16 protein-coding genes are annotated in these 19,705 nt (G+C 62.9%); 7 read left to right on the forward strand and 9 right to left on the reverse strand.

Annotated elements, in window-relative coordinates; translation table 11 throughout:
- Positions 1 to 17 precede the first annotated feature (17 nt).
- Positions 18 to 1,115, reverse strand: a complete 1,098-nt coding sequence (locus tag E3T41_RS13155) for a CpsD/CapB family tyrosine-protein kinase (protein WP_134478974.1) — start codon at positions 1,113 to 1,115, stop codon at positions 18 to 20.
- 353 nt (positions 1,116 to 1,468) lie between these two features.
- Between E3T41_RS13155 and E3T41_RS13160 the strand changes: the two genes are divergently transcribed.
- From E3T41_RS13160 to E3T41_RS13170, 3 genes are all read left to right on the forward strand, one after another.
- On the forward strand, positions 1,469 to 3,952 hold the full coding sequence (locus tag E3T41_RS13160) for a glycosyltransferase (protein ID WP_134478976.1): 2,484 nt from the start codon (positions 1,469 to 1,471) through the stop codon (positions 3,950 to 3,952).
- A 160-nt stretch (positions 3,953 to 4,112) separates the two neighbouring features.
- Entirely contained in the window at positions 4,113 to 4,613 is a 501-nt protein-coding gene (locus E3T41_RS13165) for an acyltransferase (protein ID WP_134478978.1), read from the forward strand.
- A gap of 81 nt (positions 4,614 to 4,694) precedes the next feature.
- Entirely contained in the window at positions 4,695 to 6,725 is a 2,031-nt protein-coding gene (locus E3T41_RS13170) for a hypothetical protein (protein ID WP_166791562.1), read from the forward strand.
- On the opposite strand, the gene E3T41_RS13175 is transcribed toward E3T41_RS13170, so the two are convergent.
- Positions 6,722 to 7,633, reverse strand: a complete 912-nt coding sequence (locus tag E3T41_RS13175) for a glycosyltransferase (RefSeq protein ID WP_134478982.1) — start codon at positions 7,631 to 7,633, stop codon at positions 6,722 to 6,724. The genes E3T41_RS13170 and E3T41_RS13175 overlap by 4 nt on opposite strands.
- 70 nt (positions 7,634 to 7,703) lie before the next feature.
- Between E3T41_RS13175 and E3T41_RS13180 the strand changes: the two genes are divergently transcribed.
- Genes E3T41_RS13180 through E3T41_RS13190 form a run of 3 tightly spaced genes read left to right on the forward strand, consistent with a single transcriptional unit; the run spans position 7,704 to position 11,143 of the window.
- Entirely contained in the window at positions 7,704 to 8,969 is a 1,266-nt protein-coding gene (locus E3T41_RS13180) for a lipopolysaccharide biosynthesis protein (protein ID WP_134478984.1), read from the forward strand.
- A gap of 30 nt (positions 8,970 to 8,999) precedes the next feature.
- Positions 9,000 to 10,169: a glycosyltransferase family 2 protein gene (locus tag E3T41_RS13185; RefSeq protein WP_134478986.1), complete on the forward strand. Its 1,170-nt coding sequence runs from the start codon at positions 9,000 to 9,002 to the stop codon at positions 10,167 to 10,169.
- Positions 10,169 to 11,143: a glycosyltransferase family 2 protein gene (locus E3T41_RS13190; RefSeq protein WP_134478988.1), complete on the forward strand. Its 975-nt coding sequence runs from the start codon at positions 10,169 to 10,171 to the stop codon at positions 11,141 to 11,143. Before E3T41_RS13185 ends, E3T41_RS13190 begins: the two co-directional genes overlap by 1 nt.
- 40 nt (positions 11,144 to 11,183) lie before the next feature.
- On the opposite strand, the gene E3T41_RS13195 is transcribed toward E3T41_RS13190, so the two are convergent.
- From E3T41_RS13195 to E3T41_RS13225, 7 genes are all read right to left on the reverse strand, one after another.
- Entirely contained in the window at positions 11,184 to 11,591 is a 408-nt protein-coding gene (locus tag E3T41_RS13195) for a type II toxin-antitoxin system VapC family toxin (protein ID WP_092452606.1), read from the reverse strand.
- A complete protein-coding gene (locus tag E3T41_RS13200; protein ID WP_134478990.1) occupies positions 11,588 to 11,839 on the reverse strand; it encodes a type II toxin-antitoxin system Phd/YefM family antitoxin in 252 nt (83 codons plus the stop codon). The genes E3T41_RS13195 and E3T41_RS13200 overlap by 4 nt, the downstream gene beginning before the upstream one ends.
- A 61-nt stretch (positions 11,840 to 11,900) precedes the next feature.
- Positions 11,901 to 13,184, reverse strand: coding sequence for an O-antigen ligase (locus E3T41_RS13205; protein WP_134478992.1), 1,284 nt, complete (start codon positions 13,182 to 13,184; stop codon positions 11,901 to 11,903).
- Between the two features lie 22 nt (positions 13,185 to 13,206).
- Positions 13,207 to 14,772: an O-antigen ligase gene (locus E3T41_RS13210; protein WP_194088211.1), complete on the reverse strand. Its 1,566-nt coding sequence runs from the start codon at positions 14,770 to 14,772 to the stop codon at positions 13,207 to 13,209.
- A 101-nt stretch (positions 14,773 to 14,873) separates the two neighbouring features.
- Positions 14,874 to 15,311 (reverse strand): SRPBCC domain-containing protein, encoded by a 438-nt coding sequence (locus tag E3T41_RS13215; protein WP_104132003.1) that lies wholly within the window; start codon positions 15,309 to 15,311, stop codon positions 14,874 to 14,876.
- 85 nt (positions 15,312 to 15,396) lie between these two features.
- Complete coding sequence (locus E3T41_RS13220) at positions 15,397 to 16,854, reverse strand: NAD(P)/FAD-dependent oxidoreductase (protein WP_134478994.1); 1,458 nt, start codon at positions 16,852 to 16,854, stop codon at positions 15,397 to 15,399.
- A gap of 177 nt (positions 16,855 to 17,031) precedes the next feature.
- Positions 17,032 to 18,210 (reverse strand): acyl-CoA dehydrogenase family protein, encoded by a 1,179-nt coding sequence (locus E3T41_RS13225; protein ID WP_134478996.1) that lies wholly within the window; start codon positions 18,208 to 18,210, stop codon positions 17,032 to 17,034.
- A gap of 125 nt (positions 18,211 to 18,335) precedes the next feature.
- Here E3T41_RS13225 and manA point away from each other — a divergent pair, with 125 nt between their 5' ends.
- On the forward strand, positions 18,336 to 19,619 hold the full coding sequence (gene manA, locus E3T41_RS13230) for a mannose-6-phosphate isomerase, class I (protein WP_134478998.1): 1,284 nt from the start codon (positions 18,336 to 18,338) through the stop codon (positions 19,617 to 19,619).
- Positions 19,620 to 19,705 lie beyond the last annotated feature (86 nt).

Here is a 19,705-nt window from a genome sequence, read left to right on the forward strand (position 1 = left end):
AAAGACGCATTCATCGGTTAAGCAGCGCCCGTTGCGACAAAGCCAACCGGCAGTTTCCCAAGTTGCTCCAGAGTGCGAACAGCCTGCACGAGTTCCTGACGATGGACGACCCCCACGCCAGCTACAAGGAGAACAGCATCAGCCGCGGGCAAAAGAGAAAGCGTGTCTGAACGGGCTAAAACGGGTGGAGCGGCAATCACTGTGACCTCAAACTCGGATGTCAACTCTGAGAGCTTTTTTAAAACAGCACCGTGCGACATGAAATCGGAACCATCGTCGGTCTTTGCGCCCGCTGTTAGAACGCTCAGGGAACTTGTGCCGACATGGTGCAGTAGATCCTCCAAAGACGCTGCCCCCGTGACTAGGTCAACGAGTCCCCCGTTATCGTCGAATCCAAAGTGGGCGCCAACGTTGCGATCGCACAGATCTGCATCGACGAGCAGTACGCGCATCCCAGTTTCAGCGATAGACGACGCAAGATAGATTGCGACGTCAACGGCATTCTCGGCTTCTTGAGTGGAGGTAATGAGGATGTTTCGCGCTCCAGGTGCTTTCATCCGCTCCAGCACAACGGCTCTGATGCGACGAAAAGAGTCGGCCAGCATTGCCTCTGAGGCAGGCTTCTGTCGCCGGTTCGCCTGAACGCCGAGGGGAAGAGATGCCACAAGATTGAGGCCAGTCAAGTCTTCGGCCTCCCGGGGGGTTCGAAGACGACGATCTAAGAAATATCTCAAAAAGGCGAGGCCCAACCCCAGTGCGAGGCCGAGAGTGAGCCCTAAGACGACGGCGGTGGTGGCTGACTCAGTGAGCGTCTGCGTACCGACAGCAGGATCTGACACGAAAAGCTCGACGTAGGAACTTTCTCCGCTGACGCCGTCGATTGCTGAGCTTCGATAATTCATGACTGCGGCTGAAACAGCGTTTGCGAGCACTGCGGATTGAGCCTCAATCGGCCAGTCAATGCTGACCGTGAGTTGGGGATTTCCCGTTAGGGCTACAGCAGTAATTGCGCCCGCTAACATTTGTGCGTCTACTTTGAAATCGACGCTTGACGCTGTTTGACGCACAACGGGATCTGACGCTGCGAGATCCGCGTAGATGATCGCGCGCTGCACGGCGTACGCCGTGCCCCTCACGGGGTCGCAGCCGGCACCGTCCTCGAACGTCACACAGGCAGCGACTGACAGAGTCGCAGTTGATCTGAAGACCGGTGACTGCAGCGAGTTCAAACCTAAAGCGAGCGCACCCACCGAAAGGCAAAAGATGAGGATAAGGGCCCAGCTGGTTCGTAGCAGTCTTAGATATTCGCTTAGTCGCATCATCGGTTCCGTCATTAGATCACTTCACGCTCGGCTGGCATATACCAACATTCTACAGAAAACGTAGGGGGCGAGAGCACCTTCGAACTCGCCCGTCGCGCGGATTGGTAGACTTTGCTCTGCATTAGTTCCCCGTATGAGAGGCCCGCATGACCAAGCTCCGACCGGGTGTCGTTTCCGTTGTACTCGTGAATTACCGAGGCACCGACGACACGATCGAGGCGCTCGAGCACCTCAAGAAATTGAATTGGTCGCAGGACCAGCTCGAAATCATCATCGTCGAGAACGCGTCGGGTGACGACAGCGAGGCTCGTTTGCGAGCCGCTGCGCCGCACGTCAAACTGGTTGTCTCGAAAGAGAACCTCGGGTTTGCCGGCGGCTGCAACCTGGGCGTGGCAGCGAGCTCCGGGCAGTACCTGGCGTTTCTGAACAACGACGCCAAGCCGGATGCGCAGTGGATCGCCGCGGCCGTGGCGACCTTCGAAAAATCCCCTCGTATTGGCGCGGTTGCCAGCAAGGTTGTCGACTGGGATGGCCTTCTGGTGGACTACATCGGGTCGGCCATGACCTGGTTCGGCATGGGCTACAAGCCCCTCACCGGGCAGCCGCTACCGACAACGCCGGACGTTGAGCAGGACGTGCTGTTCGGCACTGGCTCGGCCATGTTCGTTCGCCGGGATGTCTATGACGAGCTCGGCGGCTTCGACGAACGCTACTTCATGTTCTTTGAAGACGTCGACCTGGGTTGGCGGCTCAACCTCAAGGGATACCGCTATGCGTATGCGCCGGCATCCATCGCCTTCCACAAACACCACGCGTCCATGGGCTCGTACGGATCGTTCAAGGAGACTTATCTTCTTGAACGCAACGCCCTGTTCACGCAGTACAAAAACCTCGGCGACGAAGCTCTGGCCAAAACGTTCCCCGCCACACTGGCCCTGGCCGTGCGCCGCGCCGTAGCTCGCGGAAGCCTCGACTCCACCGAATTCGATCTGCGCAAGGGCGCTGACAACGGTCCAGACACCACGGTGGCCAAAGAGACCGTCGCCGGAATGTACGCGATCGATCAGTTCGTCGAGAATCTGCCGTCTCTGCTGGTATCGCGCAATGAAATTCAAGCGAGCCGCGTGGTAGCCGACAACCGAATCTGGCCGCTATTCGTTGAAACGGATGCTCCCTCCTACCCGACCGAGCACTACCTCGAGGGCTACGACAAGATCATTCAGGCCTTCGGCGTGACCGAGGTGCCCGTGCTGAACCGGGTGCTCATTATTACCGGCGACCCGATCGGCGCCAAGATGGCGGGTCCGGCCATTCGTGCCTGGCACATGGCCGAGGCGCTTTCCAAGGACAACGCCGTGACTCTCGTGACTCTGGCGGGAGCCGAGCCGGTCTCTGCCCCATTCGAGATCGTGCACGTGCGACCGGGCGATGACCGGGCCATGCGCAAACTGGAATCGGCCAGTGACGTCATCGTCTTCCAGGGCCTCGCCATGGCGCTGTTTGATTCCCTGCGCAAGAGCGACAAGATCATCGTCGCCGATATCTATGACCCGATGCACCTGGAGCAGCTGGAACAGGGCCGGGAGCAGGGCACGGAGCAGTGGAAGCGGCAGGTCTCCGACGCCACCGACGTGCTCAATGAGCAACTCGCTCGCGGAGACTTCTTTCTCTGTGCCTCGGAACGCCAGCGCCACTTCTATCTGGGACAGCTCGCAGCGCTGGGGCGCGTCAACCCGGCAAACTACGCCGACGACCCCGACCTCACCGAGCTCATCAACGTCGTGCCGTTCGGCCTCAACCCCGTCTTTCCGCCAGCGACCAGCCCGGTGCTCAAGGGCGTGCTGCCCGGAATCGGCACCGACGACAAACTGCTGCTCTGGAGCGGTGGGCTGTACAACTGGTTTGACCCGAAGACACTGATTTCTGCCGTGGCCGATCTGTCAACGCGCCACGACAACGTTCGACTGTTCTTTCAGGGCACCAAGCACCCGCACCCCGGCGTGCCCGAGATGGGAATTGTCGCCGAGTCCCGCGCCCTGGCCAGTGAGCTCGGCGTGCTGGATCGTGCCGTCTTCTTCAATGCCTCCTGGGTTGACTACGCCGAACGGCACAACTACCTCGGTGAAGCGGATGCCGGCGTCAGCACGCATTTCGCGCACGTCGAGACCACCTTCTCCTTCCGCACCCGAATTCTCGACTACCTGTGGGCCGGGCTGCCGATGGTGGTCACCGAAGGCGATCATTTCGCGGAACTCGTCGCCGCGGAGAAGCTCGGCATCGTCGTTCCCTCTGGCGACGTCGCGGCGCTCACGGATGCCCTGGAAAAGGTGCTCTTCGACGAGACGTTCATCAAGGCCGCACGCAGAAACATCAAGCGGGTTCGCGCTGAGTACGAGTGGCAGACGGTGCTGGAACCGCTGGTCAGTTTTGTTGCTGATCCTCGCCATGCTCCCGACCTGATTGAGAGCGGCGTCGTGGCAGCCGGAAACGGCGTTGTGCGTCGTACCTTCGTGCGCCGGCCGAAACATGGCATTCGGCACGACATCGGTCTCCTCGTGCACTACCTGCGTGCCGGTGGACCGCGCGTGGTCGTCAAGAAAGTTCAGAGCAGACTGCGCCGCCGCAAGTGATCGACATATCCGCGCGCGGAGTCATCATCTTTCGGGAGGGCTCCGGTACAGTCAGGTCGTGGGAAGGGACGCTGCCTCGAGTATGAGATTCTTCAACAGGACCAAAGTGGTGCACGAGCCTTCTTATTCGCAGAATTGGGAGTTAGGGCACGGAACGAGCGTGGTTACAGACGGAGTTTCCGAAACCGTTCTGGCTCGAATTTCTATTACCAGCGGTTCCAATTGTTCGATTGACCTTTCCGGGCTTGCCACCTTGAATACGTCATTGCAAATATTTATGTCCGACGGCTGCCACCTGATCCTTGGCGAAGGGATGATGGTCAACGGTGCACTCCGGCTATTCATGCACGAGCCGTCTTCTATCACCATCGGAAGTCACTGTCTGTTTGGCGGGGGTGATGTGTGGACGTCCGACATGCACTCCATCCTCGACAAGGACACTGGCGAGCGACTGAATCCTGCCGAAAGTATCGTCATTGACGACAGAGTTTGGTTGGGCGCCGAGGTGCTGATCTTGGGAGGGAGTCGCGTTGGACGTGACTCTGTGGTCGCTGCCAGGTCGCTCGTAACGGGCAAGACCTTTCCCGACAACTCCGTTATCGGTGGGCAACCGGCGAAGGTGCTGCGCAGCAATGTCGTCTGGGATATTCGAATCCGATAGCGGAATCGATCGCTTACTGTTGAAACTTGGGTTCACCGCGTCTCCTCGCGGATCTCAGGCTTGATCGAGCAAGGGGAAAATGTGTCATCGTTTCAGACGGGGGGAGCACCATCAGCTTCGGCTGAGTGGTTCGCCCGATATCGCCGGTTCATTTCACCGAAAAGCGACAATCTGCCTCGGGTGCGAGTGCTTCTGGCTCTGCCGGCATTACTCGTGCTGGTGGGAATCGTGCTGGTGGCGCTCGGGATCAATGGATCTTCCTCGGGAGTCTTCCACGACCAGATCTCGTACGGGAGTGACCCTGACCTGATCGCCGGCCAGCCCCAGGCCACTCGATCCGACGAGTGGAACGTGCAGACCGTGTGGGCGATCGCCCAAGTAGAGCAGGGCCTTCCACTCACCAATGAGACGTTTCCGGGCGGGATGGATGCCACCCTGCCTCAGGACCTCCCGCGCGTGGACTGGACCGTTGCCTTTCGCCCGCACCTATGGGGTTTCATGGTGATGGACGTGGACCACGCCATAGCCTTCAAATGGTGGCTGCCGGGATTGGCGCTCATCGCGGCTGCGTACGTGTTTCTTGTGTCGGTCATTCCCCGTCGTCCAATCGTTGTGGCCATGATTTCCGTCGGGTTTTTCTTTAGCCCGCTCTTCCAATGGTGGTATTTATCCACGACTCTTTGGCCCGCAGTGTGGGCTTTGACAAGCATGGCGGCCTTAGTTTGGGCGTTCAAGAGCTCATCGGTGGCATCACGATGGATCTGGGCAAGCATTGTCGGATATCTGACTGTTGTAATGGCGACGGGGATCTACGTTCCATTCATAGTGCCTGCCGTTCTGGTGGTCGTCTTCTTTGCCGTTGGTCAGCTCGTAGATCACCTTCGACAGAGGCCCTTCCGAGGTGGTGTTTTCAAGCGCATAGCTCCACTGCTGGCCGGGGGCCTCGTCGCATCCGCGGTTACCGGTCTCTGGCTGTATTCCAAGCGCACTGTTGTGGATGCGTTTCTTGGAACGGCCTACCCTGGAGACCGCTCGTCGCCGCCCGGAATGGGCGATCTGCCGAGTTTCATGTCAGCTGTCGGATCGTCGTTCACACAATCACTCAACGACCAGCGCGCGGGGCTTTTGGGCGCCAACTCTTCCGAGGCATCCACTTTTTTCTATATTGGGATCTTTCTGCTGCCAGTCGTCATTTGGATCATTGCCCGGGAGATGAAAGCAAAGAGGTCCGTACCGTGGACCCTGGTCGGCCTGATTTTCGTTGTGGTGCTGTTTCTTGCCTACCTTTTTCTCCCCGGCTGGGACGGTCTGTCGAAGCTCCTTCTGCTCGACAAAACAACCGGAAACCGTGTTCGCTTAGGCATGGGGCTGGCCTCAATCGGGCTGCTGGCTTACGTTGTCAGCTATCTGGACAAGTACCGGTTGCGGGCCGGTTGGTGGCTCGCAATTATTCCTGCGGGGTTGTTTCTAGCATCTCAATTGCTCATCGGATACGTGGCTCTTCGCGGGCTCCCCGCGATGTTGGAGACGGCGCAACTGTGGTGGGTTTGGGCCACCTTGTCCGCTGCATCAATTTTCTTCTTCGCCCGGCGGAAGCCGCGGCTCGGTGCTGCGGCATTTCTCATCGTCACCGTAGCTGGGAGCGGACTCACCAACCCGGTGTACCGCGGCGTGCTCGACCTGCGCGAAACAGACGTCTCGCAGGCCATCATGGCCATTGATGAAGCAAACCCGCAGACCTGGGTGGGGGTCGGTAGCGGGTTGACAACCGCAATGCTGCTTGAATCTGGTGTGCGCGCCTATAACGGTTTTCAAGGCGCGCCTTCACAGCAAATGTGGTCGGCTATCGACCCAGCGGATGCCTACGAGTTTGAATGGAACCGACTCGCCGGGGTGAGCTGGACGGCAGCGCCAGGGGAGCCAGTCGTATCCAATCCCGCGGCAGACCAAATCAGCGTTACGTTCGACGCATGCTCACAGTTCGCCCAGGAAAATATTCAATACGTGCTATCGACCGACCAGCGCATTGACCACGCTTGTTTGTCCACAGAGTCGGGTTTCGACCTACCGAAGTCACAAATGTTTATCTACAAGGTCGTACCGAACAGCTAGGAGTCCTGCGCCACCATACTCACCTTGAGTCCTAGAACGTGCCGAACGAGAACTCGCAGGCCTGAGCTGTTACGTGCCGCTACCGCCTCGGGGATCCTGGTCATCGCATTAATCCGCGATGAAGCATGCGTGCGCGCCACTCGGGCGGCACGTCGCCAGCCTCGATTGGAAAATTCTCGTGTAAGACGCCGAAAAAACGCCTGCTCTTCGGCAAACCGGCTGCCCTCGGCTGCACGCCACGACGACACGCTGCCTGAGTGACGCCGATACTCGAATACCACTTGATCATCGACGACCAGTCGTGCACCCGCAAATGCTAGATCGATGGCGAGTGCGAGGTCTTGAACAACTTTGTAATTGGGGCGGAATCCGATACGACAAATAGCATCCCGCTGCCACGCTATGGCCGGGAAGTTCATCCAGTTGCCTCGGGTGAGGCTGAGCGCCATCCGCTCACCGGAAAGCTCGAGGGAACCGTGGAAGCGTGGGCGATATACCGCCTTCATTCGATCAACGAGGTTCATCGTGACATCGCCATTTTCGTCAATTACCCGCGTTCCCGGGTGGATGAAGGTGGCCTCGGGGTGCATGTCGATCAATTCTTTGATACGCGCAACGTAACCGGGGAGCATGACGTCGTCACAACCGAAAATCGTAAGCCAAGGAGCCTCAGCTAGGTCGATGGCGCTCTGAAAGTTTGCGTTGATGCCCACATTCACCGTGTGACGGACATACCGGATTCGCGGGTCTCCAAGCTCGACCAGCCACTGTCCGGGAGCCTCCTCGGGGTTGTGATCGTCAATGACCACCAACCTCCAGTCAGGGTCAGTCTGGGCGAGGATGCTGTCGACCGCGGCGCGAAAATGGTCCGCTCGGCCGTAGAAGGGCATCATGATGTCCAGTGTCACGTTGAGGCTCCTTTGTCGGGCGGCACACCGAATGGCTCGTGCCTGCACTGCTGCCGGGTAGCATTTGTAGGTGAATCGATCCGCACTCGCGTCCCAGGCCGCTGTCTCCACAGTAGGCGTACTTGTGCTGGGTCTGTCTCGCTTCGGATACTCCGTGCTGATCGGGCGCTTCATGGGGCCCGGCGATCTCGCGCACGTGTCGGCCTGGTTGGCTCTGGCGCTCATCCTGTCCCTGCTGTGGCCGACGGGAGCCGGGAACGCGGCGTCACATTTTCTTGCACACGCGCGTTCGTTAGGTCACACCCCTGTCCATTCCATGCGACTCATCCTGCGAACATTCTGGCTCTCGTGCGTTGTGATGCTTGCCATCGGGATACCCATTAGCATCCTGGCTTTGGGAGCGGAGCTTGCCGACGTCGTGATGATCGCTGCCCTGATCGTTTCCTATTCTGGGTACATCTTGGCGCGGGGAATTGAAGTGGGCCTCGGGCGAATTGAACGAGCAGCCATATGGGACGTCGTGGCGGCGCTTGCCACCATGACGTTGCTTGCTGTCGTGCTCTGGGCCGGGCTGTCGTGGGCTCTTTTGTGGCCGATCACCATCGGTTATGCAATCTTCGGTATTCAGACCTGGCTGCGGGCGCAGCATGGACACGAGGGATTGCGACAAGAAAGTATTGTTGAACCGACGAGCATTTTGAAGCTGACGTCGTGGAATTCCCTGGGGCTGCTGGCTTCAAACGGTCTGATTCAATTCGCGATGGTCTACGTATTTATTGTTGAATCGCCGGTTAAGGCGGGCTTGTTCGCTGCGGCGATGTCGCTCGCGACTCCCGCCTCGATGCTGAGCCAGGCAGTCACTCAAGTTCTAATTCCCCGTTTCTCAGAATGGTTGGCAACGGATCCAGCTGGAACCCGCCGTCGATATGTTCTGGTCTTGGCGGGTATGGCGGCTGGACTTGCGGCTGTTTTTGGCGCGGTTACCCTCGCGAGTCCCCTCATCGTGAACGTGGTCTTCGGAAGCCAATATGACGGCGCATCCACAATCATGTCCATGCTGTTGGCAGGTATTTTTGCATTCTCCATCGGGCTGGTCGCGACCGCGTATCTTCTCACCAGCAATCGTGTTGTCTCTGCCACGGTCTTCTCCATCACGGGGCTGGCCGTTGGGCTCGGAACTATGATCGTTGTTACGCCCCTGTGGACGGGAACTATCGCGGCCTCGATCGGCGTCACTGTCGGCTATACCGTGACTGCACTCGGGGTTGTGGTGGTGTCGCTCCTGCCCCAGAGAATGCCCACCCTGCGGGCGACGACTTATGATCCGATAGGCTGAAAAGCCGTCTTCGCAACACAAAAGGATGCAATGCTCGACACCAGCACTATTGAACTCTCGATTGTCATGCCTTGCCTCAACGAGGCCGAGACTTTGGCAGTATGTATCGACAAAGCGATGGGGTACCTCAAGCGGTCCGGCGTTGTTGGTGAGGTTGTCATTGCTGACAATGGCAGCACCGATGGCTCGCAGCTGATCGCGGAAGAGCGCGGCGCTCGGGTCGTCGCGGTCGAAGCCAAGGGCTATGGCAGTGCGCTAATGGGGGGCATTACCGCGGCGTATGGCACCTACGTGATCATGGGCGACGCCGACGACAGCTACGATTTCGATAACTTGGAGCCGTTCGTTGAACGCCTGCGCGCGGGCGATGAACTCGTGATGGGTAACCGTTTTCGTGGGGGTATCGAGCCGGGAGCTATGCCGCCGCTACACAAGTACCTCGGTAACCCCGTTCTGTCCACGATCGGACGTATGCTGTTTCGTTCCGAGATTCGTGACTTCCACTGCGGGCTTCGAGGTTTCAATCGTGAGTCCATCCTGAGTCTGGGATTGGTCACGACCGGCATGGAATTCGCCAGCGAGGTCGTCGTCAAATCGACTTTGGGGGCGCTCCGCGTCAGTGAAGTTCCGACCACTCTCAAGAAGGACGGCCGGAGCCGCCCTCCTCACCTGCGCAGCTGGCACGACGGATGGCGCCACCTGCGTTTTCTGCTGATCTTCAGCCCCCGCTGGCTGTTCTTGATTCCGGGGACGGCCGCATTCGTGCTTGGTTTTGTCGGCGTGATGTTGCTGGGATTCGGTCCCGTCGTTGTTGGCCGGGTCGGCTTCACCTATTCGTCGCAGCTTTATCTCGCTGCGCTCACCGTGGTGGGCTACCAGTCGGTATTGTTTGCCATTCTCACGAAGATTTATGCGCAGCGTGAAGGATTTCGCATCCCTCGCAGCCGCAACTTCGATCGCTTGCAGAAGCGCATTAGCCTCGAGAGTGGCGCTATCGTCGGCCTTTTGCTCTTTGTCGTCGGACTCGGCGTAGCTGTTGCTCAGCTCGTTGGTTGGGCCTCGAACGACTTCGGCCCCCTCGAGGCGGGTGCCACGCTCCGAGCGGCAATTCCGGCAGCATTGCTCATGATGCTTGGGGCGCAGACGATCATGGCCGGTATGTTCCTTGGTGTCTTGTCGGTTGGTGTGAAGCGTAGCTAATGGCCGCGCGTGTCTCAGTCGCATTGTGCACCTACAACGGCGCCGCCTATCTTGAAGAGCAACTGCTCAGCGTTTTGGGGCAATCGTTGCGACCCGACGAGATTGTGGTTTCCGACGACGGTTCGACGGACGAGACGTTGGACGTCGTTCAGCGAGTTATCTCAGCCGCGCCTGCCGTGGAGGTTCTTGTGCTGACGAACGCAACAGCCCTCGGGGTAACGGCTAACTTCGAGAAGGCCCTCGCGGCCTGCACGGGCGATCTCATCGCGCTCTGCGACCAGGACGACGTCTGGTGGCCCGACCGGGTGGAGCGCATGGTGGCCGAGTTCACCAGTCGACCGGCATTGCAGATGGTGCACGCCGACGCGCGGCTCGTTGATGCTGCCGGCGCTCCTCTGGGTCTCACCTTGCTGAAAACCTTGGGTGTGTCGGATGCCGACCGCGCGGCTGTGCACGCGGGGCACGCGACTGACGCTTATCTTCGCCGCAATATCGTTACCGGCGCAACGATGATGGTTCGGCGAGAGCTGGTCGAGCGCTCACGGCCGTTCCCCGCCGCGTGGGTGCACGATGAGTGGATGGCCATGGTCGCCGCAGCGACCGGTCTGGTCGACCTGCTCGAAGAGCCACTCACCGACTATCGGCAGCACGGAGGCAACCAGATCGGCGTGACCACGCTCGACGCCTCCGGCAAGCTCGGGCGGCTGCGGGCACCGCGCACGGCACGCAACGCGCGGCTGTTGGCGCGAGCCGCCGAGCTGCAGCGTCGGGCGGCGACGTTCGAGCCGGACGCATCCGCTTCGGTGTTGGCGCTGATTGATGCGAAGCTCGCGCACGAGACGCGGCGCAGCGCGCTGCCGGTGGCGCGGTTGCTGCGGGTTGGGCCGATTGTGCGCGGATGGAGGTCGGGGGACTACTCCCGGTTCGGTCTGGGGCTACAGGATGTGCTGCGGGATCTTGTGCAGCCGGTCTGACGTACCTTCGGCCCAAACTTCGAACGCTGTGACGTAGCGCCTAGTCGGTGCTGCGCCCGGGGGTGCGTACGCGCAGGCCGACGGCGTCGGCTGCCGTCTGCTGTCGAGCATCGTACGTGATGAACTCGTTCGCTCCCGCTTGAAGCGCCGCGGCGATGTGGAGGGCGTCTAGGCTCCGCAAGCTGGCGCCGCTGAGGAGTCCGGCTTCGCGGAAGACGCTGCGGTTCATGTCCATCAGGGCTAACCGTGAGAGCACGTCAGTGACCGCGGTCTGCGGGATTCCTGTTCGCGTGGCTATGCGCCGTAATTCGGTTTCCACGAGAAAGGCCGAGACCAGATCGGCGTCCCCGCCGGCGACCCTGTCGTCCAGGTGCTTCCGGAGAGCACTGCTCTCTGCCTCGTCTCCGAGCAACTTTGCGACGGCAGAGGTATCCAGGTAGGTAATCAATGCTCGGCGCGCAGCTCTTCCAGAGCGGACTCGGTGCTCACTGCAATCTTGAAGAGCGGCAGGGCTGAAAACCCGCCGCGGATCAGTGGCGGGCGGTGTCGAATCCCGCCGAGCGGCACTACGGGCGGTGGGGACAGTACGGCGACGACCTCGCCGTGATTGGTGACCTGGAGAGTCTCGCCATCCCGGACGGCCCGGAGCACCTCGGCACTGTTGTTGCGTAAATCGCGATGAGCGATTGTTCTCATGCCGTCACTGTAGCAGGCGTAGCAGTTGGGACCAAGGGGTGGAGCTGCCGAATCGATCGCGTTACGGGGCGTCGGGGTGCGGTTTGTGCGGCAGGGCGCTGCGCCAGCTCAAGCTCTGCGCGGCCTTGACCGAACAGATCACCAGCAGCAGCCAGCCGAACTCGAACAGAATCGTGCTCTCCGCCGCGCTGCTCACCAGCAGGGTGACGAGTATGAGCGGCGCCCAGACGTAGACCAGCGAGCGCTTGTTCGAGGCGAGCAGCCAGGAGCGCACAAAGGCCAGCAGCACCAGGGCGAGAAAAGCGAGAAAGCCGATCAATCCAACCTGAAAGTACACGTCCAGGTAGGCGTTGAGGCCGGTCTGGTGCATCCGTCCGGTGGTGAATTCGAGCCAGCCGTAGGGTGTGACGTCTTGCGGCCAGAATCCGGCCCAGCCCCAGCCCTCGAGCGGATGCAGCTCTACCAGCCGCCACATCTCCCTCCAGAGCGAGGACCGCGCTTCGAACTCGCTGCCCGCGTTGAGGGTATCGATGATGGCCGTGCGACCGAGCCAGGCCGCGCCGGCAGCGACGAGGGCCGCGCTCAGGAGGCCGAGCTGCAGCATCCGTCTGCCGGCAACGGGGGTGCGACGCAACCGGTAGAGCGCCAGCGCTGCGACGGTGACGCAGATCGCGACGACGACCACGACAGGGGAGCGGGTGAGTACCAGGCAGATGCCGGCCAGCCACATCGAGCCGAGGCCGAGGCTGCGCGGAATCGACCGGGCGCGCAGCTCGACGTAGAAGGTGACGGCGGCGATGAGCGCGATGAGTCCGAAGACGTTGCGGGAGCCGAAGATGCCCTGGATCGGGCCGAGCTGGTCGATATCGCCGACCACGTCGAGAAAGGCGATCGGCAGGTCGAGCAGCAGGCCGGAGAGCACTTCGAGCACGATTGAGAGGCCGAGCAGCACGCGCAGCACGTCGCCGGTGGCGCGCACCACCTGAAAGGTGTCGCGCACGAGGGCCACGTAGATGGCGAGGAATCCGACGGTGACCTGGTAGCTGACGCCGATGATGGTCGAGGCTGTGTAGCCGCTCCACACACTGGACAGCGCGCACCAGGCCACGAATACGATGATCGAGATGGGCAGCAGGCCGTGCCACTCCACGATGGGGCGGCGGGCGAGCAGGGAGAGCACGGCGAGAACGACCAGGCCGCCGAAAATGCCGATGAGCCCGGCCCAGCCCATGACACTGCGCAGCAGATGGGTGCTGAACGCGGTCGCCAGAATAATGAGCGTGAGTGCGGCCGCGAATTTCGGCGACGCGAACACCCGGCGCAGGTCCTCAGGCAGGGTGGTCATCCTCTAATTTACCGCGCGCAGGTCACGGCATCGGCCTGGGCGCGTGCTGCTGCCGTTTGGTGACGACGGCGAGCACGATGAGAATCACCCAGCCGCTCTCGATCAGCAGCCGGCTCTCGGCCACGCTCTGCGCAATCAGCGCGGCGAGCAGCAGCAGGGGCAGCAGCGCGGAGACGGCGAACGGTTCGGTGTCCTCGATGCCGAGGCGCGGCCGGTCGACGGCGAGAAACCAGGCCCGCCACAGGGTCGAGAAGACCAGGGCGGCGAACAGAATCACGCCGACGATGCCGAGCTGCAGCCACACGTCGAGCCAGGCGTTATGCGCCTGCAGATAGGTGACGCCCTTGCGCACGGCGAGGTCGTTGAACGGTTCGACCCACGGCACCCAATAGCTCACCCAGCCCCAGCCGAAGACGGGGCGTTCCTGGGCGAGATTGGTGACGCTGGCCCAGATGTCGAAGCGACCGGTGAGATCCTCGCTGCGGCCGAGCAGCCCGAACAGCTGCGACGAGAACAGCGCGAGGGCCGCTGCCACCGCCAGAACGGATGCCGCGGCCACGAGATACAGCGGCCGCCGGTGCTGGTCGTGTAGTCGTCGGGCCCAGAGCGCGAACAACAGGGCTGCGACGACCGCGACCAGCGAGACGGTGACCGTGGCGGAGCGGGTGAGCAGCAGCATCCCGACGGCCAGGCCCAGCCAGACCAGGCCGGCGCCGCGCTTGACGAGGCGGGCTCTCAGTTGCACGATGAAGACGATGATGGCTGTTAGCGCGATGAATCCGAGCAGGTTGCGGTTGGCGACGATGCCCTCGATGGGGCCGCCGGCGAGCAGCAGGCCCTGTGACCAGTAGAAAGCGTCGGGAACCTTGGCGTTGCCGTAGTCAACGAAGAACGGCAGTACCGGATTTCGGATGACGACGGCGACGAAAAGCTCGAATACGAGGCTCAGCGCGAGTACCCAGCGCAGGGCGCCGGCCAGGGTACGCAGCAGCTCCGGCCAGGTGAGGGTCACGGCCAGGAACAGGGCGGCGAGGGTCGTGATGAGTTGCAGCGTGATTCCCAGAGCGGATGCCCCCGGGTAATACGACCACGCGATCGACAGGGTGGCCAGCAGCAGGAACGCGGTGATGGTCTTCGGAAACTTGCGCCAGTTCAGCGCGGGGGCGAGGGCGGCCTGGTAGGTGTTTCCGCGGGCGATGTCGCGGTCGGTGGGGGTGTCGTCCTGGGCCGGTGTGGGCGCTGCGGTCGTTGAAACCGCGGCTGCGCCGTCGGCATGTACCGGGACCGAGGCTTCCGTGTCAGCGTGCGAGGAGACTGCGGACGCGTTTGCGGGGGCTGCGTTTAGGCGGGTTGCTGTGGCTGTGGCTGTGGCTGTGGCTGTGGCTGTGGCTGCGTTGGCGGTTGCCCGGCGGCGGGCGTTGTGGCGCTGGGTGCTCAGGCCGATCACGCTGCCGATGACCACGATCACGGCGATGGCGCCGAAGCCCCACCAGCCGCCGAGGTTGCGCCAGAATTGGCCGGCCAGAACGGTGAACCAGACGAAGGTCGCGAAGAGTCGAATGACGAGGCGACTCTGCACGGCGGACATGGCTTCAGATTACCGGTGTTGTTCTCACCCCTATCGCGAGAGCGCAAAAAGTGCCCGATTGGAGGGCTCAATCGGGCACTTTTTGCGCTCTCGCGGGACAACTAGTCGGCGTGGCCCTCGGCGAGGTAGGCGAGGCGGCGCAGGGTCTCCGAGTTGCGGTAGCGGATGGCCAGATCGCTCAGGGTGGTGGGAACCAAGCGTGCCGGGCCGGCGACGACGTCTTCGGTCATGCGCACGAGGCATCCGTTTGGGTGATCTTGAATGTCGATCGACACGTGGGCCTCGCCAATCGGCCAGCCGCGGGCCTGCAGCAGGGCGTGGCGGGGCGCCTGCCATTCGAGTACGGATGTGCTGTCGTCGAGCAGGGCCGGCCAGACTCCGACCGAGTGGTGCAGACGGCTGCCGACCGCGGGCCAGATCGTGTCGACGTCGCGCATGCGGCTCGCGCCGACGACCCAGGTGGGGTAGAGCCATCCGTTGTGCAGCACCGCGAAGACCTGCTCGGGAGTGCAGCGGAATTTTCGATAGTTCACAGCCATCGGGTCTCCTTCGGTTTGTCGCGAGAGTGCAAAAAGTGCCCGATTGCAGTGCCCAATCGGGCACTTTTTGCGCTCTCGCGGGTTGTTAGGGGGAGAGGTCGGGGGGCGTCGTGATGTTGTACTCGTGGCGGAGGGCGCTGAGGGCGGCGCGGTAGCCGCACATTCCGTGCACGCCGGGGCCGGGCGATGTCGACGACGAGCAGAGGTAGACGCCGGGCAACGGGGTGTGCCACGGATCGCCCGAGAGCACCGGACGACGCAGCAGCTGCGCGAGGCTGATCGCGCCGGCCGCGATGTCACCGCCGACATTGTTGGGATTGTGGTTCTGCATCTGCGCGGCGGTCTGCCCGGCCGAGGCGAGAATGACATCGCGAAAGCCGGGGGCGAAGCGCTCGATCTGCCGGGTGATCTGCTCGGTCTGGTCGCGGGTCGAGCCAGCCGGCACGTGTGTGTAGGCCCAGAGCACGTGCTTGCCGGCGGGAGCGCGGGTGGCGTCGAGGATGCTCGGCTGTGCGGCGAGCACGTAGGGGGAGTCGGCGTGCCGGCCGCGGGCGACGGCGTTTTCGGCGCGGGCCTGGTCGGCGCGGGTGCCGCCGACGTGCAGGGTCGGCGCTCGCCGCAGGTCCGCGGCGGTCCAGGGCACCGGTTCGGAGAGCGCGAAATCCACCTTGGCGACGGCGTTTCCGTAGCGAAACCGTGTCATGGCGGCCGCGTAGCGGCTGGGCAGGGCGGCGGCGGCGAGGCCCACGAGGGCGCGGGGGGTCATGTCGAGCAGCATCACGCGTGCCGGCGGCAGCTCTCGGAGACTTACGATGTCGGCATCCGTTATTATTTCGCCGCCGTGCGCGAGCAGGTCGTCGGCGAGGGCCCGCACGATGGCACCGCTGCCGCCGGTAGGAATCGGCCAGCCGCCGGCGTGCGCGTGCGCCGCGAGCGTCAGCCCGGCGCCGGCGGTCGACGGGCTCGGCAGCCGCCCGATCGAGTGCGCAAACGTGCCGGTGAGCAGCGCCGGGGCGGTTTCCCCGGTGAAACGCCAGTTCCAAACCGGACTGCCCTGCTCCAGCGTGCGCAGCCCGAAGCGGGCCAGCGTGAGCGGATGCCGCGGCACGCGCAACAGCGCATCCCCGGTCAGCTCGGCGATGGCTCCGATCTGGTCGACGAGCGGCCCGAGCAGGTTCAGCCAGGCCGGGCCGTCACTGCCGAGGCCGGCGGCGGTGCGTTCGATGTCGTGCCAGGACACGCCGGCCCGGCCGCCGGGCAGCGGATGCCCGTAGGAGATCTCCGGAACCCTGAGCTCGATGCGATCCTTGAGGCCGAACTTTTGAAAGAACTCGGAGGCCAGCGCGAGCGGGTGCACGGCGCTCCCCACATCGTGGTGAAACCCGGGCAGGGTGAGCTCGGCGGTGGCCGCCCCGCCGCCGATCTGAGGATTGCGCTCGTAGACCCGCACTTTGAGCCCGGCGCGGGCGAGCGTGACCGCCCCGGCGAGTCCGTTCGGGCCGGATCCGACGACGATCGCGTCGAGCTCCTGGTCGGTCGTCACGCCGGTCCGTGCTCGTCAAGTGTCATTCCGACACCGTAGCCCGAGTCGGGCGGACGCACACCCTGCGCGGGCATCCGCTCGCGTAGCCAACGCCGGTAAATTTGCGACACGCTGTCTCAAACGGATTGCGGTGACCCGGCGTGTTGCAAAATTCACCGGCATTACGGACGGCGCGACTCAGACGAAGGCAGCCTGGCCCGTGATGGTGCGACCCACGATGAGCGTGTTCATCTCCTGGGTGCCCTCGTAGGAGTAGATGGCCTCGGCGTCGGCGAAATGGCGGGCCACGTTGTATTCGAGGGTGACTCCGTTGCCGCCGAACAGCTCCCGGCACCAGGCCACGGTCTCGCGCATACGGCTGGTCGTGTAGGCCTTGGTCAATGCGGAGTGCTCGTCGCGCTGCACGCCCTGATCCTGCAGCTGCGACACCCGCACCACCATGCCGAGGCTGGCGGTGATGTTGCCGAGGCTCTTCACCAGCAGGTCCTGCACGAGTTGGTGCCCGCCGATGGCCTTGCCGAACTGCACACGTTCGTGTGCGTAGGCGACGGCCGCGTCGTAGGCGCCGATGGCATTGCCGACGGCCGCCCAGGACACCTCGGCGCGGGTGGCCCGCAGCACCTTCGCGGTGTCCTTGAACGAGTTGGCGTTCTGCAGGCGCAGGCTTTCGGGAACGATCACGTCGGTCAGCACGATGTCGGCGTTCTGTACCGCGCGCAGGCTGATCTTGCCCTCGATTTTGGTGGCCGTGTATCCGGCGGTGTCGGTAGGAACGATGAAGCCCTTCACCTGATTGTCGGCCGTGTCCTTGGCCCAGATGATGGTCACGTCGCTGAAGGTGGCGTTGCCGATCCAGCGTTTGGCGCCGTTCAGGGTCCAGCTGTCGCCGTTGCGCGTCGCGGTGGTGCGGAGGCCCTGCGCTGCGTCGGAGCCGCTCAACGGCTCGGTCAGCCCGAACGCCCCGACGATCTCGCCGGAGGCCAGGCGCGGAATCCACTCGGCGCGCTGCTCGTCCGAGCCGCACGCTTCAAGGGTGCCGGCGGCGAGACCGTTCTGCACACCGACGAAGGTGGCGACGGATGCATCCACTCGCGCCAGTTCCAGCGCCACGAATCCCCGGAACACCGCCGAATTCTCAAACGGTTTCGTCGATTCCCATCCGAAGGAGTACATGCCGAGCTCGGCGAGGGGCTTGATGACCTGGGTGGGAAATTCGGCGCGATCCCAGCATCCGTTTGCGATGGGCCGCACCTCCTTTTCGAGGTAGGCGCGCAGCTTGATGATCGCGGCTTGCTCGGGCTCGGTGAGCAGGTTTTCGTAACCGAAGAAGTCGCTGCCGAGTAGTTCAAAGGTCATGGTTGCTCCGTTGCATAGACTGCGGCCGACAGGCGACCGGTGAATTGCCGCCAGCCTAGGGGGCTTGTCTGAGCGCCCCAACCCGGTTGGTAGTTTGGTCTAAACAGTTGTAGAAGGAGCCGAACATGTTTGTGGGCATCACCAATACCCCGCGCAATTACGCCTGGGGTTCCACTCGCGCCATCGCCGACCTGCTCAGCCGCACGCCGTCGGGCGGGCCGGAGGCCGAACTGTGGTTGGGAGCCCACGCCGGGTCGCCGTCGGTGATCGAGGATCCGGCCCTGGTCGGCGGGTGTGACACCCTCGCCGCGTGGATCGCGGCGGCGCCGGAGGTAGCACTCGGCGCTGATTGGGCCAGTCGAGAAGCGGCTGCGGCCCCACGCCTCCCATTTCTGCTCAAGATTCTCGCGGCCGGTCGCCCGCTGTCGCTGCAGGCGCACCCGACGAGCGCGCAGGCCCGCGCCGGGTTCGAGCTCGAGAACGAGGCGGGTGTGGCCATCGACGCCGGCAATCGCAATTACCGCGACCCGTTCCACAAGCCCGAGCTGCTCGTTGCGCTCAGCGACACCTTCGAAGCGCTCTGCGGTTTTCGGCCGCTCGCCGAGGTGCGCGGCATCATCGCCGAGTTGAGGCTGCTCGATCTCGCGACCGATGATTCGCAGGCCGCGATCATCGACCTGCTCGAGAGCCACCTGACCCGGGGCCTGCCCGACACCGTCGACTGGCTGCTGCGCGACGGTCGCGGCGGAGACTCCGGCGAGGTGGAATGGCTGGTCGAACGGGTCGTGGCGCTCGCCGAACACGCCCAGTTTCTGGCTGAGGGGGGAGCGGCCATCGGCTATGCCCGCGAACTGGCGGCGGTACGTGTGCTCGCTGCCGAGTACCCCGGTGACCCCGGAATCGTGCTCGCCCTGCTGCTGAACCGGGTCTCCCTGCAGCGCGGCGAGGCGATGTATCTGCCGGCCGGCAACATCCACGCGTATCTGTCCGGGCTGGGCGTCGAACTCATGGCCGCCTCCGACAACGTGTTGCGTGGTGGGCTGACCGCCAAGCACATCGACATCGAGGAGCTGCTCGCGGTACTCGACTTCTCTCCGGCTCCCTCGCCCTACCTCGCGCCGATCGTTCTCGGCGATGGTGTCTCGCTGTATCGTCCGGACGTGCCCGACTTCGAACTCGTGCACATTGAAGCGGATGCCGATGCTGCGTCGTCGTCGCCCGTTACGATGCGACAGATCACCCTCACCGGTCCGGCGATTGCCATCTGCACGGCTGGCGGGTTTCTGGTGGCCGGGGCCGCGTCGTCGCGGCCGCTGAAGCGCGGCCAGGCTGTCTATGTCACGCCCGACGAGGGCACGCTGACCTTCGCTGGAACTGGCGAGGTGTTTTTGGCGACGACGGGCGCGTAAGCCGGGTTTCGCAGGCAGTCAAGCATTGGTCGATTGCGGTCTCGACAAGCTCGACCAGCGGACTGTCTGGGTCTCGTAGGCGAGTC

It is taken from the genome of Cryobacterium sp. Hh38 (genome assembly GCF_004403235.1).
Lineage (GTDB): Bacteria > Actinomycetota > Actinomycetes > Actinomycetales > Microbacteriaceae > Cryobacterium > Cryobacterium levicorallinum.